The organism is Sphingomonas sp., from assembly GCF_025353885.1.
In the GTDB taxonomy this organism is placed as follows: Bacteria; Pseudomonadota; Alphaproteobacteria; order Sphingomonadales; family Sphingomonadaceae; genus Sphingomonas_O.
The window spans coordinates 20632-37560 of sequence record NZ_JANXNX010000016.1 but is presented as its reverse complement, the minus strand read 5'-3'; the positions used below and the strand labels follow the sequence as shown (position 1 = coordinate 37560).

General features: G+C 63.2%; 17 protein-coding genes and 1 tRNA gene. 14 read left to right on the top strand and 4 right to left on the bottom strand.

Annotated features, from left to right (window positions below):
• Nucleotides 1-216: 216 nt before the first annotated feature.
• On the bottom strand, nucleotides 217-387 hold the full coding sequence (locus Q0R02_RS02240; protein ID WP_293880426.1) for a Flp family type IVb pilin: 171 nt from the start codon (nucleotides 385-387) through the stop codon (nucleotides 217-219).
• Between the two features lie 116 nt (nucleotides 388-503).
• Complete coding sequence (locus tag Q0R02_RS02235; protein ID WP_293880424.1) at nucleotides 504-665, bottom strand: Flp family type IVb pilin; 162 nt, start codon at nucleotides 663-665, stop codon at nucleotides 504-506.
• Between the two features lie 116 nt (nucleotides 666-781).
• Between Q0R02_RS02235 and Q0R02_RS02230 the strand changes: the two genes are divergently transcribed.
• Nucleotides 782-1171 (top strand): (deoxy)nucleoside triphosphate pyrophosphohydrolase, encoded by a 390-nt coding sequence (locus Q0R02_RS02230; protein ID WP_293880430.1) that lies wholly within the window; start codon nucleotides 782-784, stop codon nucleotides 1169-1171.
• On the opposite strand, the gene Q0R02_RS02225 is transcribed toward Q0R02_RS02230, so the two are convergent.
• The gene (locus tag Q0R02_RS02225) at nucleotides 1168-2034 is read right to left on the bottom strand and encodes a methyltransferase domain-containing protein (RefSeq protein ID WP_293880422.1); all 867 of its coding nucleotides are present in this window, start codon (nucleotides 2032-2034) and stop codon (nucleotides 1168-1170) included. The genes Q0R02_RS02230 and Q0R02_RS02225 overlap by 4 nt on opposite strands.
• Before the next feature lie 36 nt (nucleotides 2035-2070).
• On the opposite strand from Q0R02_RS02225, the gene Q0R02_RS02220 reads away from it, so the two are divergent.
• The 7 genes from Q0R02_RS02220 to Q0R02_RS02190 all read left to right on the top strand — a co-directional run bounded on the left by Q0R02_RS02220 (nucleotide 2071) and on the right by Q0R02_RS02190 (nucleotide 6241).
• Nucleotides 2071-2772 carry a ComF family protein gene (locus Q0R02_RS02220; RefSeq protein ID WP_293880420.1) on the top strand — a complete coding sequence of 234 codons (702 nt, stop codon included), beginning with the start codon at nucleotides 2071-2073 and terminating at the stop codon, nucleotides 2770-2772.
• Between the two features lie 51 nt (nucleotides 2773-2823).
• Nucleotides 2824-3081: a glutaredoxin 3 gene (grxC, locus tag Q0R02_RS02215; RefSeq protein ID WP_293880418.1), complete on the top strand. Its 258-nt coding sequence runs from the start codon at nucleotides 2824-2826 to the stop codon at nucleotides 3079-3081.
• A 7-nt stretch (nucleotides 3082-3088) separates the two neighbouring features.
• Entirely contained in the window at nucleotides 3089-3916 is an 828-nt protein-coding gene (locus Q0R02_RS02210; RefSeq protein ID WP_293880416.1) for a carbon-nitrogen hydrolase family protein, read from the top strand.
• Nucleotides 3913-4335 carry a DUF1178 family protein gene (locus tag Q0R02_RS02205; RefSeq protein ID WP_293880414.1) on the top strand — a complete coding sequence of 141 codons (423 nt, stop codon included), beginning with the start codon at nucleotides 3913-3915 and terminating at the stop codon, nucleotides 4333-4335. Before Q0R02_RS02210 ends, Q0R02_RS02205 begins: the two co-directional genes overlap by 4 nt.
• 35 nt (nucleotides 4336-4370) lie before the next feature.
• A tRNA-Arg gene (locus tag Q0R02_RS02200) sits at nucleotides 4371-4447 on the top strand.
• Nucleotides 4448-4463: 16 nt separating this feature from the next.
• On the top strand, nucleotides 4464-5042 hold the full coding sequence (locus tag Q0R02_RS02195) for an ANTAR domain-containing response regulator (RefSeq protein ID WP_293880412.1): 579 nt from the start codon (nucleotides 4464-4466) through the stop codon (nucleotides 5040-5042).
• A complete protein-coding gene (locus Q0R02_RS02190; protein WP_293880410.1) occupies nucleotides 5039-6241 on the top strand; it encodes an ABC transporter substrate-binding protein in 1203 nt (400 codons plus the stop codon). Before Q0R02_RS02195 ends, Q0R02_RS02190 begins: the two co-directional genes overlap by 4 nt.
• Before the next feature lie 258 nt (nucleotides 6242-6499).
• Here Q0R02_RS02190 and Q0R02_RS02185 read toward each other — a convergent pair whose 3' ends face one another.
• Entirely contained in the window at nucleotides 6500-8221 is a 1722-nt protein-coding gene (locus Q0R02_RS02185; RefSeq protein ID WP_293880408.1) for a bifunctional protein-serine/threonine kinase/phosphatase, read from the bottom strand.
• Nucleotides 8222-8288: 67 nt separating this feature from the next.
• On the opposite strand from Q0R02_RS02185, the gene Q0R02_RS02180 reads away from it, so the two are divergent.
• Genes Q0R02_RS02180 through cobA form a run of 6 tightly spaced genes read left to right on the top strand, consistent with a single transcriptional unit; the run spans nucleotide 8289 to nucleotide 16909 of the window.
• A complete protein-coding gene (locus Q0R02_RS02180; RefSeq protein ID WP_293880407.1) occupies nucleotides 8289-9497 on the top strand; it encodes a NarK/NasA family nitrate transporter in 1209 nt (402 codons plus the stop codon).
• Nucleotides 9497-10714, top strand: coding sequence for an alginate export family protein (locus Q0R02_RS02175; protein WP_293880406.1), 1218 nt, complete (start codon nucleotides 9497-9499; stop codon nucleotides 10712-10714). The genes Q0R02_RS02180 and Q0R02_RS02175 overlap by 1 nt, the downstream gene beginning before the upstream one ends.
• A 1-nt stretch (nucleotide 10715) precedes the next feature.
• Nucleotides 10716-13187 (top strand): nitrite reductase large subunit NirB, encoded by a 2472-nt coding sequence (nirB, locus tag Q0R02_RS02170; RefSeq protein ID WP_293880404.1) that lies wholly within the window; start codon nucleotides 10716-10718, stop codon nucleotides 13185-13187.
• On the top strand, nucleotides 13184-13528 hold the full coding sequence (gene nirD, locus Q0R02_RS02165) for a nitrite reductase small subunit NirD (protein WP_293880402.1): 345 nt from the start codon (nucleotides 13184-13186) through the stop codon (nucleotides 13526-13528). The genes nirB and nirD overlap by 4 nt, the downstream gene beginning before the upstream one ends.
• A complete protein-coding gene (locus Q0R02_RS02160) occupies nucleotides 13525-16113 on the top strand; it encodes a nitrate reductase (protein WP_293880400.1) in 2589 nt (862 codons plus the stop codon). Before nirD ends, Q0R02_RS02160 begins: the two co-directional genes overlap by 4 nt.
• On the top strand, nucleotides 16106-16909 hold the full coding sequence (gene cobA / locus Q0R02_RS02155; protein WP_293880398.1) for a uroporphyrinogen-III C-methyltransferase: 804 nt from the start codon (nucleotides 16106-16108) through the stop codon (nucleotides 16907-16909). The genes Q0R02_RS02160 and cobA overlap by 8 nt, the downstream gene beginning before the upstream one ends.
• Nucleotides 16910-16929 lie beyond the last annotated feature (20 nt).

The following is a 16929-nucleotide window of genomic DNA, read 5'->3' as shown; positions in this document are numbered from 1 at the left end:
CTGTCGGACGCCCGTATAGGCCCCGGCCTGCGCCGGGGTGACGGGGAGGGCTCGGATAATGATTTCCAGCCCGCGTCTCCCCGGCAACGCCGATGCCGCCGACACCTGCCATCAGTCCGTCATTGACCCACAAACATTTCGGGCGACAAACCGGAGTTTGCCGCCCGAAACTTCTAACAGATTGCTTGGACCACCCGTGAGGATGGACCAGACAAATCAGCCAGCTGCGCTCATGCCCGACGAGACGTTACGGAACGTCTTGGTCAGCTGCGAACCCAGCGCCGACATTGCAGTGATGGCAGCGACGGCGATCAGAGCGGCAATCAGGCCATACTCGATTGCGGTGGCGCCCTTGTTGTTCTTCAGCATTTTGCGAACGAATGTCATAACTGGTCTCCTGTGAGTGTCTCTAACTTCCCGACTGTCCCCGCCTAAACGCGTTCAGTGTTTTTCGTATTATTGGGTAGAAGTTTCTAATTACTTAATGCCGACGACAGATAAGATCACGAAGTCGATGTTACTTTAGTGGAGATGTTGTTCCACATACTTATCGATACATTAGCAAAAGCAGTTAACGCCGTGATCATACCAATAACGACGAGCGCCGCAATCAAGCCATACTCGATTGCGGTCCCTCCTTTTGTATTGCGCCGAAGCGCTCTCATTAAAACCAACATCGCCTTGTCCCCGGTCCCGTTGTCCCCCTAAGGGTCAAACATCAACTAAGGCGCGCGGAGTTAAGAAAGTCCTTACCCAGGCGGAACAGAAGGTAACCGACACCCTGCTGGTGGTTGCCGCGGCGCTGGTCGATGGCGAGGGCAGGGTGCTGGTGCAGCGCCGCCCGCCGGGCAAATCGTTGGCGGGGCTTTGGGAATTCCCCGGCGGCAAGCCTGAAAGCGGCGAAAGCCCCGAACTTGCGCTGGTGCGCGAACTCCGGGAGGAATTGGGGATAGAGGTCAGCGCCCCCGATCTGACGGCCGCCGCCTTTGCCAGCGAGGCGCTGGGCGAACGGCATTTGATCCTGCTCCTATATCTATGCAGGGGCTGGACGGACGTGCCGAAACCGCTTCACGCAACAGAATTGCGATGGGTGACGCTGTTCGAACTGCGCCAGTTAGCGATGCCGCCCGCCGATCTGCCGCTAATCACCGCGCTCGAAAAACTGCTCTAGTCGCGCCTTGTCAGCGCAGCGGCAAGCGAGGTCGTGCCGCTGCCGCGTGCCGCGGGCCTGGGCTGGTCGGGGGAGGGCGCCCACCCGGTCAGCGTAACAATGCTGACGGTTTCGCGGACACGGCCATTGGCCTCCGCGCGCGCCATGAACGCCGCGCTGGCCGCCGCCAGCCAGGCGCGCGTGACGCCGTGGCGCTGGGCCAGGACGTTGGTCGCAGCGGCAGCGCGGAGATCGTCGATAAGGCCACCGAACGAGCGATAGCTGAGATCGAAGCTGTCGAGATCGGCGACGCTCAGGGCAAAGCCGGCGCGGACCAGCAGGTCGCCTGCCGACGCGACATCGACTTGTGGGTGCAGGCGGGCAACGCTGGCCCCACCCACGGCGTCGGCGGCGGCAATGGCCGCGCGCGCGCTCGGCAGGCTGGGTGCGGCTGCCATGCAGCCGAGAAACAGGCCATCGGGTTTCAGGGCACGGCGGATCAGCACGAGCGCCCCGGGCAAGTCGGCCACGGTGTCGAGCAGCCCTGCGACCAGCACAAGATCAAAGGATTCAGCGGCAAAGGGCAGGCGATCTTCCTCAACGGCTAACCCGCCAAACCGCGATGCGCGCAGCCCGGAGGGGTCCACAACCTGAACCGCGATACCCAGCGCGGTGACGCTCGCCACCAGTCGCGGCTCGGCCCCGATGACCAGCGCGGTGCCAAAACCGCGCTTCACTGTGGCCAGGCGATCCAGCAATTCGTCGATGATCAGGCCAGTAAAAAACGCCTCGGGCAAGGTTGCGGTCCGGTCACGCCGCAGCGCGCGCGCGGTGCGGTCGAACAGTTCAGGCGGGGCGGCGGTCACAAAGTCGCTTGTGCCCATGTTCGGCAACGCCGACAAGGACGGGTGTTTGGGGCCATGACGTTTGCGCGACCGCTGATCGACTATGTCCTGCCCCCGCGGTGTCCGGGTTGCGGGGCGGTGGTCGAGGCGGATCACCGCTTTTGCTCACCGTGCTGGGGGATGCTGGATTTCCTGACCGCGCCGGGCTGCGCGCGCTGTTCGATCCCAATGGCGTTGGGAGTGGGGATGACCTGCGCGTCGTGCCTGGGGCAGCCGCCGTTGTTCGACGGGGTAATCGCGGCGGTCGCCTATGGAGAGATCGCACGGCGGGTAGCGTTAAAACTGAAATACGGGCGGCGCACCGGCTTGGCCCGGACGATCGCGACCGTCCTGTCGCCGCGCCTTTCTGCAAAGCATGAGGGGGCAGTTTTCGTGCCTGTCCCACTCCACAGGTGGCGGATCTGGTCGCGTGGTTTCAACCAGTCGCACGCCGTCGGCACCGCGCTGGCCCGCCGGCAGGGGGTGCCCTGTCTGCCCGACCTGCTCGTCCGGGTTCGCGCGACTCCCGCCTTGCGCGGGATGAATGGGGCGGAACGGCGGCGGACGGTGTCGTCGGCGTTCGCCACGACGGCGCGGCTGGAGGGGCAGGCGGTGTATCTGGTCGACGACGTGTTCACGACCGGGGCCACCGCCGATGCCTGCGCGCGTGCCCTGAAAAAGGCGGGCGCGGGCCGCGTCACCGTCGTTTGCTGGGCCCGCGTGATCCCCGCCGATTGACAACAGCCGTGCGCGATCACAGTTTCATGTCCTTAAAGGAGTGTCAGGATCTTGCCGAAGATACAGGTCTATACCAAGCAGTTCTGCCCCTATTGCCATCGCGCGCTGGCGCTGTTGGATGCCAAGGGCGCGACCGTGCAGGAGACCGATATTTCAATGGGCGGGCCCGATCGTGCCGAAATGATCGCGCGCGCCAACGGTCGTACCACGGTGCCCCAGATTTTCATCGACGATCGGCATATCGGCGGTTCGGACGATCTGGCTGCGCTCGATCGCTCAGGCCAGCTCGACGCCCTGCTGGCGGCCTGACGAACGCATGAAAACCGCTGTCCTGCAAATGACGTCGGGCATCGACCCGGCAGCGAACGCGCGCATCATCGTCGATGCGATGACGCAGGCGGGACGGGGTGGCGCGGCGATGCTGTTCAGCCCTGAAATGTGTGGGCTGATCGACCGCGATCGCGTGCGCGGACGCGCCAGTGTTCGTACCGAGGATGAGGATGTCGTGTTGCGCGACGTCCGGGCGGCAGCGGCGCGACTGGGCCTATGGGTATCGATCGGCTCGCTGGCGATTGCTGGTTCGCGTGAGGACGGCAGGCTGGTCAACCGCAGTTTCATCATCGATGCGACGGGGGCCATCGTTGCACGCTATGACAAGATCCACCTGTTCGACGTCGATCTGCCGACCGGAGAAAGCTGGCGCGAATCCGCCGCCTATGCGCCGGGCGAACGGGCGGTGGTCGCGCAGACTCGGCTGGGCGCAATGGGCCTGACGATCTGTTACGACATCCGGTTTCCTGCGCTCTATGGCGCGCTGACCGGGGCGGGCGCGACGATCCTGACGGTTCCGGCAGCGTTCACCGTGCCGACCGGACAGGCGCATTGGCACCTATTGCTGCGGGCGCGCGCGGTCGAGGCCGGGGCGTTCGTAATTGGCGCCGCGCAAACCGGCCTGCACGAGGATGGGCGAGAGACGTTTGGTCATTCGCTCGTCGTCGATCCGTGGGGGAATGTGTTACTCGACATGGGAACCGAAACGGGGCTGGGGTTCTGCGAACTCGACCTCGACGACGTGTCGAGGGTGCGAGCGCGCATTCCCGCGATCGACCATCGCCGGGCGATCGGTCCGGTCGTCGCGTCATGATCGTCTTCGACCTGCAATGTGAAAACGCCCATGGCTTTGAGGCGTGGTTTGCCAGCACGACCGCGTACGAGGCTCAATGCGCGGCGGGCCATGTCAATTGTCCGTTCTGCGGGTCGGCGGACGTCGGCAAGGCCGTGATGGCCCCCCGCATCGCCGCAAAGGCGTCGATGGCACGGGGTTCGCCGACTCCGGCTGAGGCGATGACCCGGCTGGCGACGATGCAGGCCACGATGCTGAAAGGTTCGCAATGGGTTGGTAGCGCCTTTGCCGAACGGGCGCGGTCAATGGCGGAAGGCGACACCGCTCCCGCGACGATCCACGGCACCGCGACGCCCAGCGAAGCGACCGCCCTGCGCGAAGACGGCATCGCCGCCGTCGCGCTCCCCTTTCCGGTGATCCCGCCCGAAAAGCGCAATTGACCGTGCGGGGTCGTCGCCGTTACGAGCGACCTCGTGCCCCGGTAGCTCAGCAGGACAGAGCAATGGTTTCCTAAACCACAGGTCGGGAGTTCGAGTCTCTCTCGGGGCACCAATGATGGGGGTCGGCTTTGCGAATCGCTATTGTCGATGAAAGTGCCGCCCGTGCGGCCGTGATCGAGGAGGGGTTGCGCGAAGCCGCTCTGACCGACGTTGCGATTTTCGCCGATCGCCAGGGCATTGCCGCGAAACTCGAAAGATTCTCTCCCGATGTCGTTCTCATCAACCTGTCCAACCCCCACCGCGACGAATTGGAGGAGCTGTTCGCTTTGTCCCGCGCGATGGCCCGCCCGGTCGCCATGTTCGTCGACCAGAGCGACACTGCGGGGATCGAGGCCGCCATCGATGCCGGCGTCTCCGCCTATGTCGTCGATGGCCTGAAAAAGGAACGGATCAAGCCGATCCTCGAACTCGCGATCCGCCGCTTCAACGCCTTTGCCCGCCTCCGCACCGAACTCGACGAAGCGCGCGGTGCCCTGGCCGATCACAAAACGATCGACCGCGCCAAGGCGCTCCTTGTGCGCAAACGCAACATCGACGAACCTGCCGCCTATGCCGCTCTCCGCAAGGCGGCGATGGACAGCGGTCGCCGCATCGTCGACGTCGCCGATGCGCTCCTGACCGCCGACACATTGCTGGGAGACCTATGAGCCTCATCCCGTTCCGCATCGGATTTCTGCCGCTCGTCGATGCAGCGCTGCCCATTCTCGCCCGCGAACTCGGGTTTGCCGAGGAGGAGGGGATCGACCTGATCCTCGTCCGCGACATGAGCTGGGCGACGGTCGCCGACCGGCTGCTCTATGGCCACAGCGACGCCGCGCACCTGCTGGCACCGCTCGCGATCGCGACAACGCTGGGCCTCGGCCGTCCGCCCGCCGCGCTCTCGGTGCCGTTCGTGCTTGGCCTGAACGGCAACGCCATCACCGTTCGCCCCGATCTCGCCGCGCAGATCACCACAGTCGGTCAGCCCGGCGACGCCCGAGCCGTCGGCCTGCGCCTTGCCGAAGCCGTTGAGACATCCCCCCGCAAATTGCGCTTCGGCGTCGTCCACCGCTATTCCAGCCACGATTATATGCTGCGATACTGGCTGCGCGGCAGCGGCATCTCGCCCGAAACCGATGTCGAGATCGTCACCGTCGCGCCCCCGTTCGCCGCCGATGCGCTTTCCAATGGCGAGATCGACGGCATCTGCGTCGGTGAGCCATGGAACAGCGTCGCGGTCGATCGCGGCGTCGGCGTCATTGTCGCCGTCACCTCGCAAATCTGGTTGCGCGGCGTCGAAAAAGTTCTTGCCATGCGCACCGACCGGATGAACGCCGACCGCGAAATCGCCAACGCCCTCATCCGTGCCCTCTACCGCGCCGGCGCCGCTTTCGTGCAGCCCGAACGCCTCGACGCGATCTGCGACATTCTGGCCCGCCCCGAATATCTCGACAACTCCGCCGCGCTGATTCGCGGCGCGGTGTCCGACCAGATCACCTATGCAAAGGGATTTGCCCCGGTCCCGACACCCGACTTCATGTTCCAGCACCGGGAGGCCGCAAATTTCCCGTGGGTCAGCCAGGCGGCATGGCTCTATGCGCAGATGTGCCTGGCCGGTCATGCCGTCGCCAACGCGCAGGATTACGTCCGCGCACAGGGCGTGTTCCGCCCCGACAGCTACCGCGCCGCGCTCCGTCCCCTGGGCGTTCCGCTGCCGGGAGCAAGCTCCAAACTGGAAGGCAGTATCGACGGACCGACCGGCGTCGGCACGACGCAGGGGCGGTTGATCCTGGGACCAGACCGGTTCTTCGACGGGCGCAGTTTCGATCCGGAAGATCTGATGGGCTATCTCCGGACGACCGGTTAGGTCTGGCTGAGGCCGACATTGCTGCATTGCAAAATTCGCACTTGCAACTGGACCGAATCACCGTAACCTAACCGTCATAGCCAAACGCCGCGCAACGAAGCGCAGCGCCCGGCAGCATCAACAGCATCAGGCAATGTCGCCGTCCGACCTCCGATCAATCGGGGTTCGCGACGGCTTTTTTGTGTTTTGCGCAGACTGGAGATTCCAATGCGGACGATACGACCGACACAGGAAAGCAGGGGCTCGACCAGCACATGCTCACCTGTGGCCGGTCAAGATCGCGACGATGAATCCAACCCCCAGTATCAGGGCAGCGATCTGCCAGAACCGCACGGGATTGCGCTCGATCCACGGCACGGCACGCACGCCGATCCGCGCAACGGCGGCCCCGCCCTCCAGCGCGCGGACAAGCTCAACGACGTCGCCGAACCGCTCGCCCGGATCGACAGCAACACTCCGCGTCAGCACGGCGTCGAGCCACGCGGGCAATTCGGCACGATGGCGCGACGGCGGCTCGATCTGTCCGAAACGCGGATGGCTGAACGCCTCTCCCTCGCCATAGGGGAAACGCCCTGCGAACACGCGCCACAAACAAACCCCCAGCGCGAACTGGTCGGTCGCGGCGTCGCCCGCGTTGCCGCCGAACATCTCGGGCGCCAGATAGCCGGGCGTTCCGGGGATTTCGCACTCGGCAAACTCCTCGATCCGCGGCAGCCGCGCAACGCCCAGATCGATCAGCTTCAAGCCACCGTCGACGGTCAGAATGACATTCTCCGGCTTCACGTCGCGATGAACGATGTCGAGCTTGTGAAGCGCAGCGATACCGCGCGCCAGTTTGACCGCAATGCCCAGCCCCTCACGCAAGGGCACGACGCGCGCAAGTCGCTCCTCCAAAGTCACCCCGTCGTAAAACGGCTGCACCCCGTAAAGCCTGGTCTGGCGTTCGGGCGAGACGGCAACGACGCCGCCGACGAACGGACTGGAAATTCGCGCGCCGACCAGCATCTCGCGTGCGAAGGCGGATCGCGCACCGCCTTCGGACAACAGTTCGGGCTTCGGAAACTTGATGACCACGCGCTGCCCGCTGACCGTATCGACGGCATCGAACAGTCGCGTATAGCGTCCGTCGGACAGCAATCGCTCCAGCCGGAACCCGTCCACGCTCTGTCCAGCCCGCGGCGGAGCTTTGATATCCAGTCGCGCGATATCGCCAGCGACCGCGTCGAAATCAGGCGCGGGCAGGGCGACGATGTCGATCACCACCGCACTGCAATTGTCCTGCGAACCTGCACCCAGCGCCGCATCGACAATTGCCTGGGCATCGCCCCCCGCAGACCCGCGCTGACCCAGCAGTTTTTCCAGTCTTGCCTGGCTCAGCGTCCCGTGAACCCCGTCACTGGTCAGCAACAGCCGGTCATGTTCGGCAAGCAGAATTTCATGGTGATCCAGCCGCAGCCGGTCCTCGATGCCGATTGCCCGGTACAGGACGTGACGCTGGTCGGGATGCGACCGGCAATGATCCTCGGTCAACTGTGTCATCCGACCATCACGAAAATGCCATGCCCGGCTGTCGCCAACGTGCAGCACATGACCCCGCCGTCCCTTCAGGATCAGGGCGGTGAACGTGGTCGCGGCGTGCGTCATGCTGTCGGTCCGTCCCATCGCACAAAGCCAGCGATTATAGGGGACCATCACGCGCATCGCCGCGGCGGTCACGCCGATGGTATCGGGCTGGTCGTAAAGGCCGTCGATCAGCGACCGCACCGCCAGTTCGGCGGCCATGCGTCCGCCCTTCGCGCCGCCGACGCCGTCGGCCACCGCCGCGACCATACCATGCGTCGCGCGCTCGGTCGCCGTTGCCAGATACATGCCGGCAAAATCCTGATTGTCAGGGCGCCTGCCGGTTTCGCTCGCATGGCCACAGGCGGCGTCGAGACGTCCATCGAGTTTCAGAATTTCGCAACCTCCCCGTGTACGCACGCGAGGGGAGCGCAGTCATCGGGGCATCGTCAAGTCCAAATCGCGCGACACTCAAGGGGGAAACCAAGTGACCAAATCATTCTGGCAATCGGGCCACCGACCGACGCTGATCGCGGCGTTCCTGTATTTCGACGTGGCTTTCATGGTCTGGGTGCTGCTCGGACCACTCGCGCCGATCATTTCGAAAGACCTTGGCCTGTCGCCTGCTGAAAAAGGGTTGATGGTCGCGGTGCCGACGCTGGCGGGCGCGGTCCTGCGGCTCGTCAACGGCATGCTGGTCGACAAGGTCGGGCCGAAAAAGACGGGCGCGATCGGTCAGCTCATCGTCATATCCGGGTTGCTCACAGGCTGGTTCTTCGGCGTTCACAGTTTCCAGGGCACGCTTGCCATCGGCGTGGTGCTGGGGTTTGCCGGAGCGAGCTTTGCGGTTGCTCTCCCCTTGGCCTCGCGCTGGTACGGCCCCGAACATCAGGGCAAGGCGATGGGCATTGCGGGAATGGGCAATTCGGGCACGGTCTTTGCGGCGCTGTTCGCCCCCGTTCTGGCCAAGCTGTTCGGTTGGAATGCGGTCCTCGGGCTCGCGTGCATCCCGCTGGCCATCGTCTTCCTGATCTACATGGCGATGGCAAAGGATGCGCCGGATCAGCCTGCTCCCAAACCGCTCCTGGCTTATCTCGAAGTCCTGAAACACCAGGACGCATGGTGGTTTATGCTATTTTATGGCGTCACGTTCGGCGGCTTTGTCGGCCTGTCGTCCAGCCTTTCGATCTACTTCACCGATACCTTTGCGCTGACCCCCATCGTCGCCGGATATTGCACCGCTGCGTGCGTGTTTGCCGGGTCGCTCGTCCGTCCGTTCGGTGGCGCGGTTGCCGACCGGATCGGGGGAATCAAAACCCTGACGTGCGTTTATCTGCTGGCCGCCGTCACGCTCGTCGCGATCAGCACCGGCCCCAAATCACTGGTTCTGGCGCTCGCCCTGTTCCTGCTCGTCATGGCAACGCTCGGTTTCGGCAACGGTGCGGTTTTTCAGCTCGTTCCGCAGCGGTTTCGCAAGGAAATCGGCATCATGACCGGGCTGGTCGGCTTTGGTGGCGGGGTCGGCGGATTCTACCTCGCCTCGTCACTCGGCATCGCCAAGCAACTGACCGGCAGCACGCAATATGGGTTCCTCATTTTTGCAGGACTGGCCGTCGTCGCGTTGATCGGCCTGACATCGGTCAAGAAACGCTGGCGCACCACCTGGGGCGCGGCCATCGTCGGGGCGCGGATCTGATGCGCGCGCTCACGCTCCCACTCGTGCTGGTTGCGCTTCTGGCGACGCCAGCGTTCGCCGATCCCATCACGATCAAACCGGTCATCGATGCGCGGCTCCGCTACGAACACGTCGATCAGGAACCCCTGACCCGCGACGCCGATGCCGTAACCGCACGGCTGCGCGCCGGGTTCGAGGCAAAGACCGGCGTGTTTTCCTTCCTCGCCGAAGCCGAAGGCACGCTCGCGATCGACAATCATTATAACAGCGGCACCAACGGTCGGACCGGTTTTCCGACCGTCGCCGATCCGCAGAACGTCGAACTGAACCGCCTGCAATTGCAGTATCGTGGCTTGCCAAAGACCGTCGTTACCGTCGGCCGCCAGCGCATCAACCTCGACGACCAGCGTTTCGTCGGCTCGGTCGGCTGGCGCGATAACGAACAGACCTTCGATGCCGCCCGGGTCGAATGGTCGGGCGTCACAAACCTGAAAGCCGACGTGACCTATTCCTGGTCCGACCGGACGATTTGGGGGATAGACGGCGGCAATCGCTTTGGCCCCGCGCGCTATCAGGCGATCGGTGGCGATAACGTGTTCGCCAATGTGTCGCTCAAGACGAAGGTCGGAACCCTGACCGGATTTACCTATCTGGTCGATCAGGACGAACCGCTCGTTCTCGGGTTTAGCAGCGCGACTTATGGTGGACGGTTTGCGGGAAGCCATGCAATCCGCCCGGCACTGAAACTGACCTATGCGGCCAGTTACGCGCGCCAGACTGATTATGCGCGTAATCCGCACCGCTATGTGGCGAACTACTATGCTGGCGAACTCGGGCTCGGCATCAAGGCATTCAGCATCGGCGCGGGTGCCGAAGTGCTGGGCGCGGACAACGGCGTGGCGCTGACCAGTTTTCAGACACCGCTGGCGACCCTGCACAGGTTCAACGGCTGGGCGGACAAGTTCCTCGTCACCCCGCCCGACGGCCTGAAGGATATTTACGGATCGCTCGGCTACGGGTGGAAAAACTCAGGGCCGTTCGATGCGATCTCGCTCGCCGCGATCTACCATCGCTACAGCAGCGATCGGAACGACCGCCGTTATGGCGACGAAATTGACGTTTCGGCGTCCGCAAAGGTGAAACGGACCAGTTTTACGCTGAAATACGCAAATTATCAGGCGCATGGTTTTGCAACCGAAACCAGCAAGTTCTGGGCTTCAATCGAATGGGCAATCTAACATGACCACAGGGAAACCGCACCTAATCGTCATCGGAAACGGCATGGCCGGGTGCCGCGCGGTCGAGGAAATCCTGGCGCGCGACCCCGACCGCTACCGCATCACGATCTTTGGCGCAGAGCCGCGTGTCAACTACAACCGGATCATGCTGTCGCCTCTGCTCGCGGGAGAAAAATCGTTTGAAGACATAGTGATAAACGATCTGGGCTGGTATGCGGACAACGGCATCGAACTCGTTTCGGGCGACCCGGTGGTGGCGATCGACCGGGTAAACCTGATGGTCAACTCACGCTCCGGACGCACCGAACATTATGACAAACTTATTCTCGCCACCGGCTCCGACCCCTTCATCATCCCGGTTCCCGGCCACGACTTGCAAGGCGTCGTCACCTTCCGCGACATGGACGATGTCGGCGCCATGCTCCGCGCCGCCGATGCCGGAGGAGAAGCCATCGTCATCGGCGGCGGACTGCTGGGGCTGGAGGCCGCCCACGGCCTGACGTTGCGCGGCATGAAAGTCACTGTCCTCCACATCATGCCGACCCTCATGGAGCGGCAACTGGATGAGGCTGCGGGTTTCCTGTTGAAAGCCGCCCTCGAAGGGCGCGGGCAAACCATCCTGACGGGTGCCGACACCGCCGAAATCTATGGGCAGGGCCGCGTCGAGGGGATTCGTTTGAAGGACGGCCGCGACATTCCCGCCTCGCTGGTCGTCATGGCGGTCGGCATCCGCCCCAACGTAAAACTCGCGCGCGATGCGGGGCTGGCCATCGGGCGTGGTATCCATGTCGACGATCATCTGGTCACGTCCGACGAACACATCCTCGCGGTCGGTGAGTGCGTCGAACACAATGGCCTGGTCTACGGCCTCGTCGCGCCCATCTGGGAGATGTGCCGCTCGCTCGCCGATGGGCTGATCGCGACACCCAGCGGCTATACCGGCTCGGTCACATCGACGAAGCTCAAGGTCTCGGGCATCGACGTCTTTTCCGCTGGCGACTTTTCGGGCGGGGAGGGGTGCGAGGACATCGTCATGCGCGACGCCTCACGCGGCGTTTACAAGCGCGTCATCGTCAAGGACGACAAGCTCATCGGCGCGGTCCTTTATGGCGACACGCAGGACGGCAATTGGTATTTCGACCTGTTAAAGCGCGCAGAGGACGTCTCCGAAATTCGGGACGCCCTGATCTTTGGACAGGCATTCGCATCGGGAGGAGGGGCATCGGCAAACCCTAATGTTGCAGTCGCGGCCATGGCGGACGACGCCGAAGTCTGCGGCTGCAACGGGGTGAGCAAGGGCAAGGTCGTCACCGCGATTAACGATGGTGCCTGCACCCTGGATGCCGTCCGCGCCTGCACCAAGGCATCGGCATCGTGCGGATCGTGCACCGGCATGGTCGAGGGGTTGCTCGCGATCACGATGGGCGAAGCCTATGCCGGGACGCGCGACGTTTCGACGGTCTGCAAATGCACCAGCTTCACGCATGAAGACGTGCGCCGGAACATTATTGAAAAGGGCCTGAAGTTCATTCCCGAAGTCATGCAGCAACTACATTGGACGACACCCGACGGCTGCGCGTCATGCCGCCCGGCGCTCAATTATTACCTGCTCTGCGCGTGGCCCGGGGACTATGTCGACGACAACCAGTCGCGCTTCGTCAACGAACGGATGCACGCTAATATCCAGAAGGACGGCACCTATTCGGTCGTTCCCCGGATGTGGGGGGGGATCACCAACCCGCGCGAACTGCGGGCGATTGCCGATGTCGTCGACAAGTTCAACGCGCCACTGGTCAAGGTTACCGGCGGGCAGCGGCTCGACATTTTCGGCATCAAGAAAGAGGATTTGCCCGCCGTCTGGGCTGACCTGAACGCCGCCGGAATGGTCTCGGGCCATGCCTATGGCAAGACATTGCGCACCGTGAAGACATGCGTTGGCTCCGACTGGTGCCGCTTCGGCACTCAGGACTCGACCGGGCTCGGCGTCAAGATCGAGCGGATGACCTGGGGCAGCTTCATGCCGCACAAGTTCAAGATCGCCGTATCAGGATGCCCGCGAAACTGCGCGGAATCGACGATCAAGGACTTCGGCATCATCTGTGTCGACAGCGGTTACGAACTGTCGATCGGTGGCAACGGGGGGATCAAGGTGCGCGTGACCGACCTGTTGTGCAAGGTCGTGACCGAGCAGGAGGCGATGGATTATTGCGCCGCATTCATTCAGCTTTACCGGGAGGAAGCGCGGTACCTCGACCGCACTGCGCCGTGGGTGGAACGGGTCGGGCTTGACTATATCACAGCGCGGATCGTCGACGACGCTGTAGGTCGTGAGGCGTTGCGCGGACGGTTCCTCCATTCGCAAAGCTTCATGCAGGACGACCCCTGGGCGAAGCGCGTGGCCGGCGAAGATTACAAACTCCACCAGCATCTCGCCGAAATCCGGCCTGTCGCAAAGGAGCTTGTTTCGGTATGACGATCAACGGCACATGGCTGGACATCGGCCCGATCGACCAGCTTCCGGCGCTGGGAGCACGCACGCTTCCCGTGGCCGGCGGCCAGGAAATCGCGATCTTTCACACGGCAAACGGCGAGGTCTATGCGCTCGCGAACAAATGCCCTCACAAGGCTGGTCCGCTGAGCCAGGGCATCGTCCACGACACGACCGTCACCTGTCCGCTGCATAACTGGAGGATATCGCTGATCACCGGCAAGGCCTTGGGAGAGGACGACGGCTGCGTGCCCGTCATCCCCGTCAAGATCGATGGCGGTCGCATCCTGATCGGGCGGGCCGAAGCCTTGGCCAGCGTCGTTTGAAGCCTATCCGAACGACCTGCGCCTATTGTGGAGTCGGCTGCGGGATCGTGGCGACGCAAACGGCTGACCGGAGGGCGACGATCACCGGCGACAAGGAGCATCCGGCCAATTTCGGAAAACTCTGTTCGAAGGGCACTCATCTTGGCGAAACGATTGGGCTGGAGGGTCGCCTGCTCCATCCGATGATCGGGACCAGGCAAGTCGGCTGGGATGAGGCGCTCGACCTCGTCGCCAGTCGTTTCGCTGAAATCATCGCCGAACAAGGTCCCGACAGCGTCGCGTTCTACGTCTCGGGCCAATTGCTGACCGAAGACTATTACGTCGCCAACAAGCTGATGAAAGGTTTCATCGGCAGCGCCAATATCGATACCAACTCGCGGTTGTGCATGTCGAGTGCCGTATCCGCCCATGTTCGCGCCTTCGGTGAAGATGTCGTGCCGTGCAGCTATTCCGACCTCGACGAAGCCGACTTGATCATCCTTGTCGGGTCGAACACGGCATGGTGTCACCCAGTCGTGTGGCAGCAGATCGAAGCCGCGCGCGCAGCACGCGGGACCAAGCTGGTTGTCATCGACCCGCGCCGCACCGAAACCGCAGATTGCGCCGACCTTCACCTGGCGATCGCTCCCGATACCGACGTGTGCCTGTTCAACGGTTTAATGAAGGAAATGCGCAGCACCTGGCGGATCGACGGTCGCTATGTCGGTGAACACGTCAAAGTGGGTCCGGATTTCTGGCAGAGCCTCGGCAGTGAGGACGTTGCTGCGACCTGCGATATCTCAGAGCGACAGCTGCAGCAGTTTTACGACCTGTTCGCAAACAACCCGAAAACCGTCACCTTGTTCAGTCAGGGCGTGAACCAGTCGACCAGCGGCACCGACAAGGCCAATGCGATCATCAACGTCCATCTGGCAACGGGTCGCATCGGCAAACCCGGAACCGGCCCGTTCAGCATCACCGGCCAGCCCAACGCAATGGGCGGGCGCGAGGTCGGTGGCCTCGCCTCGATGCTCGCTGTTCATATGGGTTTTTCTCCCGAAGAGTGCGACCGTGCCCAACGGTTCTGGCAGTCGCCAACGATCTGCACAGCGCCCGGCCTGAAAGCCGTCGATCTGTTCGCAGCGATGGCGGCCGGCAAAATCAAAGCCGTCTGGATCATGGCGACCAACCCCGCCGTATCAATGCCCGACGCCAATATGGGACGGATCGGACTGGCCAATTGCCCGTTTGTCGTGGTTTCCGATTGCATCGCCGACACCGACACCGGGGCCTATGCACAGGTGCGATTGCCCGCCTTGGGCTGGGGCGAAAAGGACGGCACCGTTACCAATTCGGAACGCCGCATTTCCCGCCAGCGGGGGTTTCTGGCCGCTCCGGGCGAAGCAAAAGCCGACTGGTGGATTATCTCGGAGGTCGGCAGGAGAATGGGCTGGAGTCGGGAGTTTGATTATCCCAACGCAGCGACAATCTTTCGTGAGTTTGCTGCACAGACCGGCTTTGAAAACGGCGGCCAGCGTCTGCTGGATATTTCTAACGCAGCGGAAATCAGTGACACCGAATACGAAGCGATGGAGCCCGTTCAATGGGGTGGAGCATCGCCCTTTTCAGCGGGGCGGTTTGCGACCCAAAACGGCAGGGCAAATCTCGTCGCGATTACCTATGCCAGGCGCGCCGACAATAGCCGTCATTATCCGCTTCGTCTGAATACCGGGCGCTATCGCGATCAGTGGCATACGATGACCCGCACCGGCCTTTCGCCGAAACTGTCGCAGCACCGCCGCGAACCGCTTGTCGAAGTGCATCCCGACACGATGTCGCGTGCCAGACTGGTTGAAGGTGGATTGGCGCTCGTCGAGACACCGCATGGCAAGAGTATCTTTCGGGTCCTCAGCAGTTCCGGGCAGCGTCGCAGTGACCTATTCGTACCGATCCACTGGACCGACCAGACGAGCGGTGGCGGCCGGGCGGGCCTGTTGCCCGGGCAAGACCGCGACCCCGTCTCGGGCCAGCCCGGTTTCAAGAATACCCCCGCAAAGATTGCGCCCTACGTTCCCGAATGGACGGGCTTTCTGGTGTCGCGACATCGACCCGTCTCGCCCGACTGCAACTATTGGACGCGTATCCGATCGACCCACGGTTGGGTGATGGAATTTGCGATCGACGGTGATCCCGGACCGCTCACGGCATTGCTCCCAGAGGGAGATCGAGCCGAAATGATTGATGCCAGGCGCGGCATCGTGCGTTCCGCCGTGATCAACGGTGGCAAGTTACAGGCGGCATTGTTCGTTTCGCGCCACGGCGGACTGCCGCCACGCGAGTGGCTCGCCGCGCAACTCGACGATAGCAGCGTATCGATGGTGGAAATACTTGCCGGGCGTCCGGCACAGCCAGCGCCGGACCGTGGCGCGATCGTCTGCGTCTGTTTCGATATCGGGATGACGACCATCATCGACGCTATCGTCGCGCAGACCCTCACGTCGGTGGAGGCGGTCGGCAAGGCGATCAATGCCGGCACCAACTGCGGTTCCTGTCGCCCGGCAATCGCGCAGCTTCTCGCGCTGACGGAGGTAAACGCACATGGCTGATGGATTTATCGGCTTTGGAGAGGTCTGGCTGGTCGGCGCGGGTCCGGGTGATCCCGATCTGCTGACCCGCAAGGCGGAGCGCTTGTTGTCTGAGGCCGACATTGTTTTCTTCGACGCGCTGGTCGGGCAGGGCGTGCTGGCCTTGATCCCTGCGACGACCGAGCGCGTCGCCGTGGGCAAGCGTTCCGGTCGGCATTCGAAGGATCAGGCAAGCATCAACGAACTGCTGCTGACGGCGGCGCTGGCGGACAAACGCGTCGTTCGCCTGAAGGGCGGCGATCCCGGCATATTCGGGCGCGCCGCAGAGGAAATAGCGTATTTGCAATCACATGGCATCGTCGTGAAAATCTGCCCCGGGATCACCGCCGCCAGCGCGGCATCCGCTTCGGCAGGCGTTTCGACGACGCTACGGGGCATGGCGCAGAGCTTGATCTTTGTGACGGCCCATGCGCGGGCAGGCGCGACGCTCGATCTCGATTGGGCCTCGCTGGCCATGACCAACGCGACGCTGGCCGTTTACATGGGCCGCGCCGCCGCCCGCGAGATAGCACAGAGACTGATTGACGGGGGACGCCGACCCGACACGCCCGTTGTCGTTGCCGTCAATGTTTCGCTCCAATCCGAACGGCTGATCCGGGGCACACTTGCCTCGCTCCCCTTTCTGGTTTGGACGATTGGCGATGACGACCCGACCCTGCTCTTGATCGGAGACGCCGTGGGTGAGCATAGTCGCCGCAGTCGTGCTCGCCTGACAAACGGCCACCGGTGCGCTAGTCGGCCAGCCTGTTCCGGTTAAATGACCGACATCATTGGGCG

What these genes read in the sequence shown, in the direction of transcription:
- Q0R02_RS02240 (WP_293880426.1), bottom strand. Translation starts at nt 387, where the DNA reads ATGACATTCGTTCGCAAAATGCTGAAGAACAACAAGGGCGCCACCGCA.
- Q0R02_RS02235 (WP_293880424.1), bottom strand. Translation starts at nt 665, where the DNA reads ATGAGAGCGCTTCGGCGCAATACAAAAGGAGGGACCGCAATCGAGTAT.
- Q0R02_RS02225 (WP_293880422.1), bottom strand. Translation starts at nt 2,034, where the DNA reads ATGGGCACAAGCGACTTTGTGACCGCCGCCCCGCCTGAACTGTTCGAC.
- Q0R02_RS02220 (WP_293880420.1), top strand. Translation starts at nt 2,071, where the DNA reads ATGACGTTTGCGCGACCGCTGATCGACTATGTCCTGCCCCCGCGGTGT.
- Q0R02_RS02210 (WP_293880416.1), top strand. Translation starts at nt 3,089, where the DNA reads ATGAAAACCGCTGTCCTGCAAATGACGTCGGGCATCGACCCGGCAGCG.
- Q0R02_RS02205 (WP_293880414.1), top strand. Translation starts at nt 3,913, where the DNA reads ATGATCGTCTTCGACCTGCAATGTGAAAACGCCCATGGCTTTGAGGCG.
- Q0R02_RS02190 (WP_293880410.1), top strand. Translation starts at nt 5,039, where the DNA reads ATGAGCCTCATCCCGTTCCGCATCGGATTTCTGCCGCTCGTCGATGCA.
- Q0R02_RS02175 (WP_293880406.1), top strand. Translation starts at nt 9,497, where the DNA reads ATGCGCGCGCTCACGCTCCCACTCGTGCTGGTTGCGCTTCTGGCGACG.
- nirB (WP_293880404.1), top strand. Translation starts at nt 10,716, where the DNA reads ATGACCACAGGGAAACCGCACCTAATCGTCATCGGAAACGGCATGGCC.
- nirD (WP_293880402.1), top strand. Translation starts at nt 13,184, where the DNA reads ATGACGATCAACGGCACATGGCTGGACATCGGCCCGATCGACCAGCTT.
- cobA (WP_293880398.1), top strand. Translation starts at nt 16,106, where the DNA reads ATGGCTGATGGATTTATCGGCTTTGGAGAGGTCTGGCTGGTCGGCGCG.